This window comes from Bhargavaea sp. CC-171006 (assembly GCF_009761675.1).
Classification (GTDB): Bacteria; Bacillota; Bacilli; order Bacillales_A; family Planococcaceae; genus Bhargavaea; species Bhargavaea changchunensis.
In genome coordinates this window covers 1-15,109 of the sequence record NZ_QUZH01000027.1, presented here as the reverse complement: position 1 = coordinate 15,109, position 15,109 = coordinate 1, and the positions used below count along the sequence as shown (strand labels likewise).

Below are 15,109 nucleotides of genomic sequence, written 5' to 3'. Positions count from 1 at the left end.
GACAGAATGACCATCCACATGACCGATGGCCATATGGTGAGTGCCTTTCTGGCAGAGCCGGATGGGCCGCCGAAAGGTCATATTCACTTGCTCCACGGAATGGCGGAGCATATCGGCCGCTACGCGGAGTTTGCCGGTGCACTCCGGAAAGCCGGTTATATCGTAAGCGGACACGACCACAGAGGCCATGGGAGTACTGTCAGGCTCAACGGGGTCAGGGGCTACTTCGCGGAAGAGGACGGATTCGAGAGGGTGGTCCAGGACGTCCACGAAGTGACTTCGCTCCTTCGCGACAGCCATCCTTCCCCTGCCTTCACGATTTTCGGGCACAGCATGGGCTCATTTGTCGCGAGACGCTATTCCCAGCGCTACGGTCATCTGCTGGACCGCGCGATCTTCATGGGATCGGGGGATCACCCCGGACCTGCCATCAGGGCCGGGCGGATGGTGGCTGCCGGATATATAGCAGCAGGGTTGAAAAAGGAGCCGAATCAGCTGCTGAACTCCCTCACCTTCGGCCGGTACAACCTTCAGTTTCCGGATGCGGAGACGCCGTTTGACTGGCTGAACGAAGACCATGAGGCGGTCAGGGCGTATCTGGATGATGAAGAATCGGGATTCGTCTCCACGACCGGATTTTTCTCCGATCTTTTCGACGGACTGGACCTGATCCACGACGACCGTGAAATACGCAGGACGCCCGACGATTTGCCGATTCTCCTGATTTCAGGAGGCTCTGATCCGGTAGGCAAGAATGGCGACGGCATCTGGAATATCGCCCGGCAGTATTCTGAGAACGGGATCCGCGATGTCACCGTCTATCTGGTGGAGGAGGGACGGCACGAAATCCTCCACTCCCCGAAAAAAAGCCGCATCACCAAATACATCACGGAGTGGCTGGAATCATGAGCGGCTATAGCGTTCCTGAAGTAGTGGCGATCGTCGGACCGACAGCATCAGGCAAGACCGACCTGAGCGTCAGCCTTGCCGAAGCAACAGGCGGAGAAGTCATCAATGGTGATGCATTCCAGGTGTACCGCGGTCTGGATATAGGTACCGCAAAGATTACTCCGGATGAAATGCGGGGCGTGCCGCACCATTTGTTTGATATTCTCGGGCCGGGGGACGATTTTTCAGTGGCCGACTACCAGCGGCTCGTCAGGGAGAAAATCTCGGAAATCCGTTCCAGGGGACGCCTGCCGATCATCGCCGGAGGCACCGGCCTCTATGTGCAGTCGGTTCTGTATGATTTCCGCTTCACTGAACAGAAGCATGATCCCGAGCTCAGGCGAAACCTTGAGCGGGTGCTCGGGGAAGAGGGACCGGAGCGCCTCCATGAGCTTCTTGTGGAGCTGGATCCTGTGTCTGCCTCGGAAATCCACCCGAACAATACGAGAAGGGTGATGCGCGCGCTCGAAATCGCGTCCATGACCGGCAAGACAAAAAAGGAAGCCGAGGGAGCGGATGGTGCCGCACCGCTCTATGACCATCTGCTGATCGGTCTGTCACTGGACCGGAGCATTCTGTATGAGCGGATCAACCGCAGGGTGGACCTGATGGTGGAAGCCGGATGGATCGGGGAAGTACGCCGTCTGGTGGAAGCCGGTTTCGGGGAGAGCCAGTCCATGAAGGCGATCGGGTACCGGGAGATTGAGGCCTATCTGAAAGGCGAGACGGATTTGGAGCAGGCACTGGAGCTGACAAAACGGAACACGAGGCGCTACGCCAAACGGCAATTCACCTATTTCCGGAACAAGCTGGACGTGCACTGGTTGGAAGCTTTGGAAGGAACCCGTCAGAATACCGAAAAAATACTCGCATTGATGAAGGATTTTGGGCCATCGGGACGGAATACATAAAAGAGGGCCCATGCCAACTACCGCGGCAGCGGCGCCGTGATGAGCGGCGACTGTGCCCAAAAGCGCAAGCGTTGGGCAATATAAAGAGAGAGCGGAGGAATAGGTGCAATGAAGTCGGCAAACATTCAGGATACATTCCTGAACCAGATCCGTAAAAACGGGGTTTATGTGACCGTGTTCCTGACCAATGGATTCCAGCTGAAGGGACAGGTGAAGTCGTACGACAACTTCACTGTGCTGCTCGAAACCGACGGGAAGCAGCAGCTGATCTACAAGCATGCGATTTCCACGTTTGTCCCCGCACGCCCGGTCAACCTCGTCCCAAAGGAAGAACAGGCAGAAGAAACAGTATGAAAAAGACGGGTTGCCGGGAAGCAGAAATGCCATGCTTCCTGACAGCCCGTCCGTCATTTTCCCGGTCGCTGCGTGTCCATATTGAGAGGCGGCATGCCGTCAATACGGTATACTGGAACGGTGACTATGCAACAGAGAGGAAAGAGTTTGATGGCCGACATCATGAATCACACAAAACAGATCGAAAACTGGAAAAAAGATGCGGAAGAGAAAATTGCCCCTTTCCTGAAGCGCATTGATGAAGTGGCGATAGCCAATCAGGCGAAAGTGCTCACAGCCTTCAGGGAGAACCGGGTTTCCGACCACCATATGAACCCGTCCACCGGGTATGGATATGACGATGAAGGCAGGGATGTCCTGGAGCGGGTATATGCGACTGCGTTCGGCTCTGAAGCGGCATTGGTCCGCAATCAGATCATTTCCGGCACCCATGCAATTTCCATCGCTCTCTTTGGTGTGCTGCGCCCCGGGGATGAATTGCTATACATCACCGGTGAACCATATGACACACTCGCCTCAATCGTTTCGGGCCCTGAAGGCAAAGATACAGGGGCACTGAGTGATTTTGGAATCTCCTACCGCCACATCGATTTAAAAGACGACGGTACGGTCGATTTTGAGGCAGTGCGGAGAGCGGTGACAGAAAAAACGAAGATGATTGCGATTCAGCGCTCGAAGGGATACTCGCTCCGGCCGAGCTTTACCGTCGGGCAGATCGGCGAGATGGTGCAAAAGGTCAGGGAATTCGCGCCTCATGCCGTCATCTTCACAGACAACTGCTATGGCGAATTCGTTGAGATGATCGAACCGACCGAAGTGGGCGTCGACCTGATGGCCGGATCCCTCATCAAAAACCCGGGCGGGGGGCTGGCCAAAACCGGCGGATATTTGGCCGGGCGCGCAGATCTGATTGAAAAATGTGCTTACCGGATGACTTCTCCGGGTATAGGAGCAGAGGCGGGTGCTTCTCTTGGAACGCTCCCGGATATGTATCAGGGCTTTTTCCTGGCGCCTCACGTGACGGCCCAGGCCGTCAAGGGAGCCATTTTCACCTCGGCGATGCTTGAGGCAGCCGGTATGACGACATCACCGCACTTTTCCGCAGAGCGCACGGATCTGATCCAGTCGGTTTCATTTGATGTTGCCGCCCAGATGATACGGTTCTGCAGGGAGATCCAGGCGAATTCGCCGGTCAACGCGCACTTCGCGCCCGAGCCGTCCTATATGCCGGGCTACGAGGATGATGTCATCATGGCGGCCGGCACATTCGTGCAAGGTTCAAGCATCGAGCTGACGGCAGACGGACCGATCCGTCCGCCTTATACCGCTTATGTCCAGGGCGGTCTTACATACGAACATGTACAGATCGCGATTCTTGGCGCCCTTGGCGCGCTGATGGAGGAAGGCCTGCTTTAAAAACCGAAAGGATGGTAACGTGGCCAAAATTACGAAGGAAGACATTAAAAACGACATACAAAAGCAGAATGTGAATTTTATCCGCCTGCAGTTCACGGATATTCTCGGGACTGTGAAGAACGTCGAAATCCCGGTTTCGCAGATCGACAAGGCGATGGACAATAAAATGATGTTCGATGGTTCGTCGATTGAAGGCTTTGTCCGGATCGAGGAGTCGGATATGTATCTGGTTCCGGACCTTGACACCTGGACGGTGTTCCAGTGGGATACGGGCTCCGGCAAGGTCGCCCGCCTGATCTGCGATGTTCACCGTGCGGACGGCACTCCGTTCGAGGGGGATCCCCGAAGCAATCTGAAGCGGATCCTCAAAGAAATGGAAGATCTCGGGTATACAAAGTTCAACATCGGGCCGGAACCGGAATTTTTCCTGTTCAAGCTTGATATGAACGGCGAGCCGAGTCTCGAGCTGAACGACTATGGCGGCTACTTTGACCTGGCTCCGACCGATCTCGGCGAAAACTGCCGCAGGGACATCGTGCTTGAACTGGAAGCGCTCGGCTTCGAAATCGAAGCTTCCCACCATGAGAACGCCCCGGGCCAGCATGAGATTGATTTCAAATACGCGGACGCCATTAGGGCTTGCGATAATATCCAGACATTCAAGCTTGTCGTCAAGACCATCGCCCGTAAACATGGCCTCCATGCCACCTTTATGCCGAAGCCGCTGTTCGGAGTGGCCGGATCGGGCATGCATGTCAACATGTCGCTGTTCAAGGGAAGCGAAAACGTGTTCGAGGATCCCGATGGCGAAGAGGGCCTGAGCAAAGTCGCATACCAGTTCATGGCCGGACTGCTTCAGCACGCACACGGCTTCACGGCGATCGCCAACCCGACAGTGAACTCGTACAAGCGCCTGGTTCCGGGCTATGAGGCACCGGTTTATGTTGCCTGGTCCGGTACGAACCGCAGCCCGCTGATCCGCATCCCGACATCCCGGGGACTGAGCACCCGCATCGAGGTGCGTTCGGTCGATCCGGCTGCCAACCCGTACATGGCGATGGCCGTCCTGCTCGGTGCGGGCCTCGAAGGCATCCGCAGCGGCATGGAGCCGCCTGAGTCCGTCGACCAGAACATTTATGAGATGAGTCTCCGTGAACGCCGGAGCATGGGCATCGAGGATCTGCCGGCAAGCCTGAAGGAAGCGCTGGACGCACTGGCCGGAGACAAGGTCATCCAGCATGCACTCGGCAGCCACATCTACAAAAACTTCGTGGACACGAAAGAAGCAGAGTGGAATATGTTCCGCACAACAGTCCATCCATGGGAAAGAGAACAATACATGAAAATGTATTGATAATAGCAAAGGGAGCGCAGCAAAAGATGCTGCGCTCCCTTTTTCATTATAGTTGTTCCAGTGCTTCCTTGACCGGTGAGTCTCCCGATACGACATCAAAAGAACGGTTGCGCGTGTTTTCCGAGTCCAGAGCCTCGAACAGAACACGAGCCACATCCTCACGCGGTACGCCGCCCGGCTCCAGGTGTTCTGCGGCCGAGATGAGCCCGGTTCCCGGTTCATCCAGAAGAAGGCCGGGCCGGATGATTGTGTAATCGAGCCCGCTCCCGCGAAGAATGTTGTCGGCATGGTGCTTGGCCACGTAGTAGGGCCGGATCTGATCCGACCAGCGTTCCCGGTCATCGGCTCCGATTGCACTCACCATCAGGAAGCGCTTGATGCCCTTCCTTCTTGCCGCCTCAATCGCTTTCGCGGCACCGTCAAGGTCAATAAGAAGGGTTTTGTCCGGGCCGGTACTGCCGCCGCTCCCTGCCGTAAAGACGACTGCATCCATGCCGTCCATCGCCGAAGCCAAAGCTTCAGTCCGGTCTTCCAGGTCGACCACTGCTGTTTTGGCTCCCAATTCTTCAAAAGCAGGTTTCTGCTTGTCGTCACGGATCATGGCGGTCGGTGAATGCTCCCCGCTCTCACTCAACAGCCTGACCAGTTGCTTACCGATCTTGCCGTTTGCTCCGATCACCAGTACATTCATATTCGTCCACCTCTCCTTTCCTGCTGATAATTCCACTATAACGGAACGAATTTGCGGGTCAAAAAGAAAAGCTTCTTGCCGAAACCTAAAAACAGCCTGCAGCGGTTTACGCTGCAGGCTGTCTGATTATCCGTTTATCACTGAATGTGGCGGTAAACACCGACGACTTTTCCGAGGATGGACACCTGATCCACAATGATCGGGTCCATCGAGGCGTTTTCCGGCTGGAGGCGGAAATGTCCATGCTCCTTGAAGAAGCGCTTGACGGTCGCTTCATCGTCCTCGGTCATCGCGACAACGATTTCACCGTTATTGGCAGTGCTCTGCTGACGGACGACGACGTAGTCTCCGTTCAGGATGCCGGCCTCGATCATGGATTCACCCATGATCTCCAGCATGAAGAGCTGGTCGTCTGAACTGCCGTACTGATCGGGGAGGGGAAAGTACTCCTCGATATTCTCGACAGCCGTGATCGGCTGGCCTGCCGTGACCTTGCCGACTACCGGCACCTGGACGACACTTGCTTTCGGGATGGTATCGCCGGCCTCAAGGATTTCGATGGCGCGCGGTTTGGTCGGGTCCCGGCGGATCAGCCCCTTGTTCTCAAGCCGTGCCAGGTGGCCGTGGACCGTCGAGCTGGAAGCGAGCCCGACTGCTTCGCCGATTTCACGGACGGACGGCGGGTAGCCTTTTGTCCGGACCTCCTCCTTGATGAAGGTCAGGATCGCTTCCTGCCTCTTCGACATTTTCTTCAAACGGATTCACCTCTTCTTTTCACGTTTTCTGATTGGTACAAGTATATCAGCCGTCTCAATGAAATGCAAACATAGGTTCGAGAAAACGTCTTGACAAAAACATCTGTTCGCATTACGATGAGGTTAACATGCGAACAGACATTCGAATTTTCGACAGGAGGGACCGGATATGAACATGATCCGAAATTATTCTTACATTGTATTTCTATTCCTAATAGCCATTGTTTCAGTTGCGATTCTTCCGGGACAGGAAGAAAAGCAGCCGGTGCAGACCGCAGAGATCAAGGTTGACCATGGCGATACGCTGTTTGCACTTCATCAGGATGCAGGCACTTCACTGCCTGCCGAGATATGGATAGAGGAAGTGCTCAAGCTGAACGGCAAAAAAGACGCTACGATCCTGGCCGGGGAGACGCTGCTCATCCCCTCAAAAGTGAGCTATTCGGATGATATCCAACTGGCCGGTGAGGGAGAGTGAAGCCGGCGCGTACATGTGCCGTCTACTGCCGGGTAAGCACGGAAAAGGAGACACAGGACATGTCCCTTGAGCGGCAGGAGGAAGAACTTCGCGCATTTGCCGGTGAACTGGGACTTTCGGTGACCGCTGTTTTCACTGACCGCCACAGCGGCTATGACATGGAGCGGGACGGTCTGCTGGACCTGATCGACCATGTGCGCGAAGGTGAGGCAGACATCGTCCTCGTGCAGGACGAGACCCGTCTTGGCCGGGGAAATGCCCGTGTGGCAGTTCTCCATCTCCTGCAGAAAGCCGGAGCATCCACGTTTACATACACGGACAAGGGTCCGGCAGCGCTGAATGAGATGGACACGATGCTTTTGGACATTCTCGCAATCGTCGAGGAATACCAGAGGAAAATGCACAACGCCAAAATCCGCAGGGGCATGCGCCGGGCAGTGGAAAAGGGATACCGGCCGGAACGGAATCTTAAAAAACGCGGGAATCCGGAGGGCCGTGAGCGGATTGACGTCCCGATAGCGGAAATTGTCAGTCTCCGACAGAAGGGACTGACTTTCGAGGAGATCGCCTCCACTTTGAGAGGGCTCGGCCATGACGTCAGCAAAGCGACGGTGCACCGCCGTTACAGGGAATATGAAGAAGCAGGGGGGACGAGCGAATGAGTTGCGCTCGTCTCTTTTTTTTCTTATCTTTAGGAGAAATGGAAAGGGGAGATTTCATGCTTTCACCCGGAAAGCTCGCCCGTATCAACGAATTGGCGAAAAAGAAGAAAACGATCGGATTGACAATGGAAGAAGCGAAAGAACAAACCTCACTCCGCAAGGAATATTTGGATGTCTTCCGTTCGAATATGAAGAAGACAATTGAAAACGTCACGGTCATCGATCCAGAGGGCAATGACATCACTCCGGATAAAGTAAAACAGCTCAGGAACGACAAATTCCCGAACTGAGCTGCATGGGGGACGGAATCCGGTTGTAAAGAATGCCGGGCTCGTCTACACTTAAAAAGGTTCAACTAATTGTTCGTGAAAGGATGTCGAAAGATGGCGAATCATGCCGATGCACTTGCAATCACCACGATCCGGACTCTGTCCATCGATGCAATCGAAAAAGCCAACTCCGGCCACCCGGGTCTCCCTATGGGCGCCGCCCCGATGGCTTACACCCTCTGGACAAAACACATGAAGCACAACCCTTCGAACCCGCAATGGTTCAACAGGGACCGGTTTGTCCTCTCTGCAGGGCACGGGTCGATGCTTCTTTATTCCCTCCTCCATCTTGGCGGATATGACCTGCCGATGGACGAGATCAAGAACTTCCGACAGTGGGGTTCAAAGACTCCGGGCCATCCGGAATACGGACATACCGATGGCGTTGAAGCGACCACGGGACCGCTCGGCCAGGGAATCGGCATGGCGGTGGGCATGGCGATGGCAGAACGCCATCTGGCTGCAACTTACAATAGGGACGGCCATGAAGTTGTCGACCATTACACATATGCACTTTGCGGTGATGGGGATCTCATGGAAGGTGTCGCTTCCGAGGCAATTTCTCTTGCCGGACACCTTGAGCTCGACAAACTGATCGTCTTGTATGACAGCAATGACATCTCCCTGGACGGGGAACTCGATATGAGTTTTTCTGAAGACGTCCGGAAACGCTTTGAATCTTACGGATGGAACTACCTCCGTGTTGATGACGGAAACGACATCGACGCCGTATCCCGTGCCATTGAAGAGGCAAAAGGGAATGGGGACGGGCCGACAATCATTGAAGTGAAAACGATCATCGGTTACGGCTCGCCGAACAAATCCGGAAAATCCGATGTTCATGGTGCCCCGCTTGGCGAAGATGAAATGAAACTCGTCAAGGAGTACTACAACTGGACGTTCGAGGAAGACTTCTGCGTGCCGGAGGAAGTGTACGAAACGTTCCGCAAGGCCGCGGAAGAAAATGGCGAGCAGGCCGAGAAACAATGGAACGACCGGTTTGCAGCCTATGAGGAAGCTTATCCGGAAGAGGCGGCCCGGCTGAAAGCAGCGCTTGAAGGCAAACTTCCGGAAGGCTTTGCAGAAAAACTGCCGGTCTATGAAACCGGAAAATCCGTCGCGACGCGCAGTGCGTCCGGCGATATGATCAACGCCCTGGCGGAATCGGTTCCTTCCCTGTTTGGCGGAAGTGCTGACCTTGCAGGTTCGAACAAGACGACAATCAAGGGTGCGGGTGACTTCCTGCCGGACAACTACAGCGGCCGCAATATCTGGTTCGGCGTCCGTGAATTTGCGATGGGTGCAGCGCTAAACGGCATGGCCCTCCACGGAGGACTCCGGGTATTCGGCGGCACGTTCTTCGTCTTCAGTGATTATGTGCGTCCGGCAGTCCGCCTGTCGGCACTGATGGGTGTTCCGGTCACTTATGTGTTCACACATGACAGTATCGCTGTCGGAGAAGACGGGCCTACCCACGAGCCGGTCGAACATCTTGCTTCTCTTCGCGCGATGCCGGGCCTCTCGGTCATCCGTCCTGCGGATGGGAACGAAACGGCAGCTGCCTGGAAACTGGCGGTATCATCGGAAAACAAACCGACGGTCCTCGTGCTTTCCCGCCAGAACCTGCCGGTCCTCGAAAACTCCGCGGAGCGGGCGATGGAAGGTGTCGAAAAGGGAGCCTACATCGTCTCCGAGGCGGACGGAGGGAACCCGGATGGGATCCTTCTCGCAACCGGATCGGAAGTCAGCCTCGCAGTCGATGCACAAAAGCAGCTTCTTGAGGAAGGCATCCGTGTCCGCGTCGTATCGATGCCTTCATGGGACCGCTTCGAAGAACAGGATGCAGCGTACAAGGAAGAAATTCTTCCTAAGTCCGTCACGAAGCGCCTTGCAATCGAGATGGGTGCTTCCCTCGGATGGCACAAGTACACCGGTTTCGAAGGCGACGTGCTCGCCATCGATACATTCGGTGCAAGTGCGCCGGGAGGCACAGTCATGAAGGAATACGGCTTCACACCTGAAAATGTGACAGCAAGATATAAACAACTCTGATCATTGAAGGAAGGTCCCATTGGGGCCTTCCTTTTTTGTGCATCGGTGCGGGCACCTCCCGCTCCGGATAATTCGACAAAACTAGAGGGGTTCTTCTCCGCACTCTGACATCTTTTTTTCCCCAACCGGGATATGATGTTGAAAAAGGGGTGGCAGTCATGCGCGAATACATCATTTACGAAGTGAAAAACGACCACCAGCCGTTTATTCTGGGACGGGAGCGGATGCTGGAAGAGCTGCTGGCAATGGAAGGGGAAGAAAGCCCGGAAGTGCGTTTTCTCTGTCACGAGGTTGATCCCGAACGGGTTACGTTTCAGCTGAAACGCAGGATGGACAGGCGATTTCCGGAGGTGGGACGGGAGGGGGGCCTGTTCCGCCTCCATCATCCGGTTAAGGGCACCATCCGGATCGGGTTCGGCGAGTACAGCATCACTGCCCGATGCGAAGGTACCAGAATGCTGGACCTGGACCTGTTTGCCGGTTTGTCCGGCATCAGCGGGAGCTACTTTGCAGTCCGCGGGGGGAGCGGAGAATGTGGCTGGCTGAAGCCGGTCCGGTTCTGGGAAAATGGGGTCGGAGCAAGTCGCCAATTATGCGGAAATAGTAGTATCTGACTCCGGAATGTTGTATACTTCTCCTTGGTGCACATTCCGTGAAACTGATGGCACGAAGGAGGAACCACAATGGCGACCGTTTGGTGGATCATTCTGCTCATCGTCGCGTTGCTCGCCGGGGTGGCTCTCGGCTTTTTCATCGCGCGAAGATATATGATGAATTACCTGAAAGAGAACCCGCCGATCAACGAACAGATGCTGCGTATGCTGATGATGCAAATGGGGATGAAACCTTCCCAGAAGAAAATCAATCAGATGCTGGCACAGATGAACAAGATGAACGACAAATAATGACAGCGTCCTTCCCCGCGGAAGGGCGTTTTATTATTGCTTCCCGCGGACATGCAAAAGGGGCGTCACACAAATCCGGGTGTGACGCCCCTTTGTTTTAAATGTCAGCCGTCCAAACGAAAAATCATTAAGCTGCGGTGAAAGATCAATAAAGGCCCGCGAAAGATCATCAAGCCGGGAATGGCGGCGTGGAGCGCCGCATGAGCCACATTTCCCGCGATTGGATCAGGCAATTCCCGGCCGGTCGCCGGCGTCTGAAGGGAGCAGCCCGTATTCCTCAAGAAACGAACTTACCGTCTGTTCATAGTCCTCGGTGTTTTCATTGTAGGACTGTGCGTGGCCGCCTTTGTCGAACAGCCGGATCGATTTCGGTTCCGGCTTCAGCTCATAGAGTTCCTTCGTCATCTCGGGGAGGATAAAGTCATCTTCCAGGCTGTGGATGAAGAGTACCGGCCTCTGGATGTCGACGACCGACTGTCTCGGGGAGACGAGGTCAAGCGTGTAGCCGTCTCTCACCTTCAGGAACACATTTGCGAGCCGGATGGCGAAACCCGTCCGGAGTGGCGTGGACCGTCTCAGGATATGGAGGACCTGCTCGGTAAAATCCGAAAACGGGCAGTCGGCTATGTAGAAGTCCGCTTCGTCTCCGACACTTCCTGCGTACAGGAGGGATGTCGCCGCGCCCATGGATTCTCCATGTACGCCGATGATGGCATGTTCGCCGGCGTAATTCCGGAGCTCATCGATGACCGCGCCGAGATCAGTCTTTTCATAATGGCCAAAACTGGTGGTCCGGCCCTCCGAATCCCCATGCCGGCGGTGATCATAGATAACGGAGTTGAAGCCGAGACGCTCGAACATCCGGGCGTATTTTACCGAGTTGATTTTGTTTTCTGTAACGCCATGGGAAATGACGACATAATGATTGGTGTCCAGTGGCTCCAGCAGCACGGCCTTGAGCCGGTACCCGTTTGGAGAGTCGACCCAGCGTTCTGATTTGTTGACGGCATTGTACCAGCCTTCATCGAAGCGCTTTGCGGAAATCTCCCGCTGCAGGATCACATCGTCCTCTTTCTTTTTCATATACATCAGCCGGTTCGTGGCAAGGAGGCCGACCGCTGAGCCGACAGCAGCCGAAACTCCCGTCACAATGCCGGTGGCAGTCAGCCAGCGTTTTATGCGGTCTCCCATTGATTGGCCTCCTTTCCGCGGATTGCTCTTATCCTATACGTTGTGCGTTCTTATACAGTGTATACATCCCCGTGTCAATCGGCCGCGAAACTTGAGAAGCCACTTCGTCCACCGCACGGCAGATACCCTCAACCGAAATCCCGGTTTCAATCCCCATGCGGTCAAGCATATTGACTACATCTTCGGTTGCGACGTTTCCCGTGGCGCCCGGAGCGAACGGGCAGCCGCCGAGTCCGCCTGCAGATGCGTCAAACCGGTCGACACCTGCCTGGAGCGCCGCGAATATATTGGCAAGTGCCATCTTGCGGGTGTCATGGAAATGCGCTGTCAGCAGAATACCGGGCAGTTCCTTTTTCAGCCGGCTGAATAGTCGGTAACTTTCCTCGGGCGTCGCCATTCCGATCGTATCCGCGACGCTCAGCTCATCTGCTCCCAGTTCGGCAAACTGTTTGCACAGACTGACCGTGCGTTCAGGATCTACCGGACCTTCAAACGGGCAGTGGAACGCGGTCGAGATGCAGGCCCGCACGAACAGGCCATCCTCTTTCAATTTCCGGATCTGCGGAGCCAGCTGTTCCATGCTTTCATCTGTTGTTCTGTTGATATTTTTCTTATTAAATGCATCTGTTACACCGACAAACACGGCGATGTTTTCCGCGCCTGCGGCTCTCGCATTTGCGATTCCCCGCTCATTTGGGGCGAGCACAAACTGCCTGCCGGTACGTTTTGTCCCCACCATGATGTCTGCCGCATCCCCCATCTGCGGCACCCACTTCGGCGAAACGAATGAGGTGAGCTCCATTTCACTGACCCCCGCATTCTGCAGGGCACGGATGAACCTGAGCTTCACCTCTGTCGGGACTTGGTTTTTTTCATTCTGCAGGCCATCCCTCGGCCCTACCTCGATAATCGCAACTTTTTTTGGTAGACTTAACATGACAAACCCCCTCCTTGTTTTCATTGTAAGGATGCGGACGGAGCGGGGCAAGGCAATTAACAGACGAGTGTAAAGGGGAGATGGGGAAATGACAAAAGACGTGGTAATCGTAAGTGCGGTCCGTACGGCAATCGGCACATTCCTTGGGACGCTTAAAGACATCCCGGCAACTGAACTTGGAAGCATCGCAATCCGTGAGGCGATTTCCCGTGCTGGTGTGGCCGGGGAGCAGGTAGACGAAGTCATCATGGGGAATGTCCTTCAGGCGGGACTCGGCCAGAACCCGGCACGACAGGCATCCATCAAAGCCGGACTTCCGGAAACGGTGCCGTCGTTGACGATCAATAAAGTCTGTGGTTCCGGTCTGAAGGCGGTCCATCTGGCTGCCCAGGCTATCAAGGCAGGGGATGCCGATATCATCGTGGCCGGCGGCATGGAAAATATGAGTCAGGCACCGCATCTCCTGAAAGGGGCACGTGACGGCTTCAAGATGGGCGACCAGAAATTGGTCGACAGCATGATTTCGGACGGTCTGTGGTGCGCATTCAACGATTATCATATGGGAATCACCGCAGAGAACCTCTGCGACCGATACGGCATCAGCCGGGAGGAGCAGGATGAGTTCGCGGCACGTTCACAGGAGCGGGCGGCAGCAGCCATTGATGCAGGCCGATTCAAAGATGAAATCGTGCCGGTCGAAATCCCGCAGCGTAAGGGTGACCCGATCGTCTTTGATACGGACGAGCACGTAAAAGCCGGATCCACGGCTGAGAAGCTGTCGAAGCTCCGCCCGGCTTTCAAAAAAGAGGGGAGCGTCACTGCCGGGAATGCTTCCGGCATCAATGACGGCGCGGCGGCATTTGTCGTGATGTCCAAAGAAAAGGCGGATGAGCTCGGCATCGAGCCTCTCGCGGTGATTGCCGCCAACGGCAATGCCGGTGTGGATCCTGCCGTGATGGGCATCGGCCCGGTCCAGGCAGTCAGGAAAGCACTGGACAAAGCCGGACTGGAACTTAAGGACATGGACCTTGTTGAAGCGAACGAAGCGTTTGCAGCCCAGTCGATCGCTGTGGACCGCGAACTCGAATTCGACCATGATAAACTGAACGTGAATGGCGGTGCGATTGCGCTGGGCCATCCGATCGGCGCAAGCGGCGCGCGGATCCTCGTGACATTGCTTCATGAGATGAAGCGGCGTGACGCCAAGACGGGTCTTGCCACACTCTGCATCGGCGGCGGCCAGGGTGTCGCGACAGTCGTGCGCCGTCCCTGAATGACTGAAAGAAGGTGAGTCTGTGGCCAAAAAGAAACCGCAGCAGCGGAAAACAGCCGCCCAAAAACAGGACAGCCGTCCTACACTCGCCGACGGACTCGGCGGGGACACGTTGGATAAGCTGAAACAAGCCAAGCAGGCACTTCTCCAAACCGAAAAGGAAGAAGAGGAAAAACGCCTTGCGCAGAAGGCGAAGGAACGCCGTGAACGGGAAAAAAACATGTCGTTCGGAGAACTGCTCGATAAATACGGGGACAAGGGTTCCAAGTATTAAAAGCCGATTGGCCAACAGGAAAGCACCGGGATTTTAATCCCAGTGCTTCAGACTGTAGACAAAACGTACCCAGATGAAATCTTTCTAGGTCCGTTTAGTAATTTTATTGGAAATTTATCGTGGTTTTCTCCTTAAATCCCCTTGGAATGACCGGCCGTCAGGCCGGTTCGGGTGACTCCCAGGTCCAGCAGGCCAACCTCTTCAGATTCAGGGCAGCAAAAGTAAGCATCGCCTGCATGGACATTTTTGCCCTTCCACGAAGGGTTGTCCAACGCATGCCACACTTCTCCTTGGCATCTCCGAAACCGCGTTCTACGGTCTCTTTCCGCCTTGCATAGATTTCTTTGTTTTCTGGGGTGAGCCGAATGGCCTCTGCCTGATCGAGGTAGTCCTGCCAGATATGCCGGGTGATGACTTTTACATGATTCTTGCTTTGAGTGCATTGAGCAAGCAGCGGACAACCTGCACATTTGGCCCCGTTCGATTTGTACTCCCGGTAGCCCTGCTTATTGGTGGTCGAATACCGGAGTTCCTGTCCGTTCGGACAGATATAGGCATTCCTTTCGGAATCGTAGTGGA

Annotated in this window: 18 protein-coding genes; 13 read left to right on the top strand and 5 right to left on the bottom strand. The window is 55.1% G+C overall.

Features of this window, described 5'->3' with window-relative positions; translation table 11 throughout:
* Positions 1–6 precede the first annotated feature (6 nt).
* The 5 genes from DZC51_RS12260 to glnA all read left to right on the top strand — a co-directional run bounded on the left by DZC51_RS12260 (position 7) and on the right by glnA (position 4,983).
* Positions 7–909, top strand: coding sequence for an alpha/beta fold hydrolase (locus DZC51_RS12260; protein WP_232524140.1), 903 nt, complete (start codon positions 7–9; stop codon positions 907–909).
* Complete coding sequence (gene miaA / locus DZC51_RS12255; RefSeq protein WP_157296318.1) at positions 906–1,859, top strand: tRNA (adenosine(37)-N6)-dimethylallyltransferase MiaA; 954 nt, start codon at positions 906–908, stop codon at positions 1,857–1,859. The genes DZC51_RS12260 and miaA overlap by 4 nt, the downstream gene beginning before the upstream one ends.
* A 108-nt stretch (positions 1,860–1,967) precedes the next feature.
* Positions 1,968–2,213: an RNA chaperone Hfq gene (hfq, locus tag DZC51_RS12250; RefSeq protein WP_157296316.1), complete on the top strand. Its 246-nt coding sequence runs from the start codon at positions 1,968–1,970 to the stop codon at positions 2,211–2,213.
* Between the two features lie 150 nt (positions 2,214–2,363).
* Positions 2,364–3,629, top strand: a complete 1,266-nt coding sequence (locus tag DZC51_RS12245; RefSeq protein ID WP_157296315.1) for a methionine gamma-lyase family protein — start codon at positions 2,364–2,366, stop codon at positions 3,627–3,629.
* Positions 3,630–3,648: 19 nt separating this feature from the next.
* A complete protein-coding gene (gene glnA, locus DZC51_RS12240; protein WP_157296313.1) occupies positions 3,649–4,983 on the top strand; it encodes a type I glutamate--ammonia ligase in 1,335 nt (444 codons plus the stop codon).
* Positions 4,984–5,029: 46 nt separating this feature from the next.
* On the opposite strand, the gene DZC51_RS12235 is transcribed toward glnA, so the two are convergent.
* A complete protein-coding gene (locus DZC51_RS12235; RefSeq protein WP_157296311.1) occupies positions 5,030–5,674 on the bottom strand; it encodes an SDR family oxidoreductase in 645 nt (214 codons plus the stop codon).
* Positions 5,675–5,811: 137 nt separating this feature from the next.
* Entirely contained in the window at positions 5,812–6,429 is a 618-nt protein-coding gene (gene lexA / locus DZC51_RS12230; RefSeq protein WP_157296309.1) for a transcriptional repressor LexA, read from the bottom strand.
* Positions 6,430–6,598: 169 nt separating this feature from the next.
* Between lexA and DZC51_RS12225 the strand changes: the two genes are divergently transcribed.
* From DZC51_RS12225 to DZC51_RS12200, 6 genes are all read left to right on the top strand, one after another.
* A complete protein-coding gene (locus DZC51_RS12225; protein WP_157296307.1) occupies positions 6,599–6,907 on the top strand; it encodes a hypothetical protein in 309 nt (102 codons plus the stop codon).
* Entirely contained in the window at positions 6,904–7,569 is a 666-nt protein-coding gene (locus DZC51_RS12220; RefSeq protein ID WP_157296305.1) for a YneB family resolvase-like protein, read from the top strand. Before DZC51_RS12225 ends, DZC51_RS12220 begins: the two co-directional genes overlap by 4 nt.
* Positions 7,570–7,625: 56 nt before the next feature.
* A complete protein-coding gene (locus DZC51_RS12215; protein WP_157296303.1) occupies positions 7,626–7,859 on the top strand; it encodes a DUF896 domain-containing protein in 234 nt (77 codons plus the stop codon).
* Positions 7,860–7,952: 93 nt separating this feature from the next.
* Positions 7,953–9,950: a transketolase gene (tkt, locus tag DZC51_RS12210; protein WP_157296301.1), complete on the top strand. Its 1,998-nt coding sequence runs from the start codon at positions 7,953–7,955 to the stop codon at positions 9,948–9,950.
* Positions 9,951–10,108: 158 nt separating this feature from the next.
* Positions 10,109–10,564: a hypothetical protein gene (locus DZC51_RS12205; RefSeq protein ID WP_157296299.1), complete on the top strand. Its 456-nt coding sequence runs from the start codon at positions 10,109–10,111 to the stop codon at positions 10,562–10,564.
* Between the two features lie 69 nt (positions 10,565–10,633).
* Positions 10,634–10,855 carry a YneF family protein gene (locus DZC51_RS12200; RefSeq protein WP_008297072.1) on the top strand — a complete coding sequence of 74 codons (222 nt, stop codon included), beginning with the start codon at positions 10,634–10,636 and terminating at the stop codon, positions 10,853–10,855.
* A 225-nt stretch (positions 10,856–11,080) separates the two neighbouring features.
* Here the strand turns inward: DZC51_RS12200 and DZC51_RS12195 are convergent, their stop codons facing one another.
* Positions 11,081–12,046 (bottom strand): alpha/beta hydrolase, encoded by a 966-nt coding sequence (locus DZC51_RS12195; RefSeq protein ID WP_157296297.1) that lies wholly within the window; start codon positions 12,044–12,046, stop codon positions 11,081–11,083.
* 28 nt (positions 12,047–12,074) lie between these two features.
* Positions 12,075–12,983 carry a hydroxymethylglutaryl-CoA lyase gene (locus DZC51_RS12190; protein ID WP_157296295.1) on the bottom strand — a complete coding sequence of 303 codons (909 nt, stop codon included), beginning with the start codon at positions 12,981–12,983 and terminating at the stop codon, positions 12,075–12,077.
* An 88-nt stretch (positions 12,984–13,071) separates the two neighbouring features.
* On the opposite strand from DZC51_RS12190, the gene DZC51_RS12185 reads away from it, so the two are divergent.
* Both DZC51_RS12185 and DZC51_RS12180 read left to right on the top strand, forming a co-directional pair.
* Positions 13,072–14,256, top strand: a complete 1,185-nt coding sequence (locus DZC51_RS12185) for an acetyl-CoA C-acetyltransferase (RefSeq protein ID WP_157296293.1) — start codon at positions 13,072–13,074, stop codon at positions 14,254–14,256.
* A 22-nt stretch (positions 14,257–14,278) separates the two neighbouring features.
* Complete coding sequence (locus DZC51_RS12180; protein WP_157296291.1) at positions 14,279–14,530, top strand: YqkE family protein; 252 nt, start codon at positions 14,279–14,281, stop codon at positions 14,528–14,530.
* A gap of 157 nt (positions 14,531–14,687) precedes the next feature.
* On the opposite strand, the gene DZC51_RS12175 is transcribed toward DZC51_RS12180, so the two are convergent.
* Positions 14,688–15,109 (bottom strand): transposase (locus DZC51_RS12175; protein ID WP_157296289.1); only part of this gene is annotated, 422 nt, incomplete at its 5' end.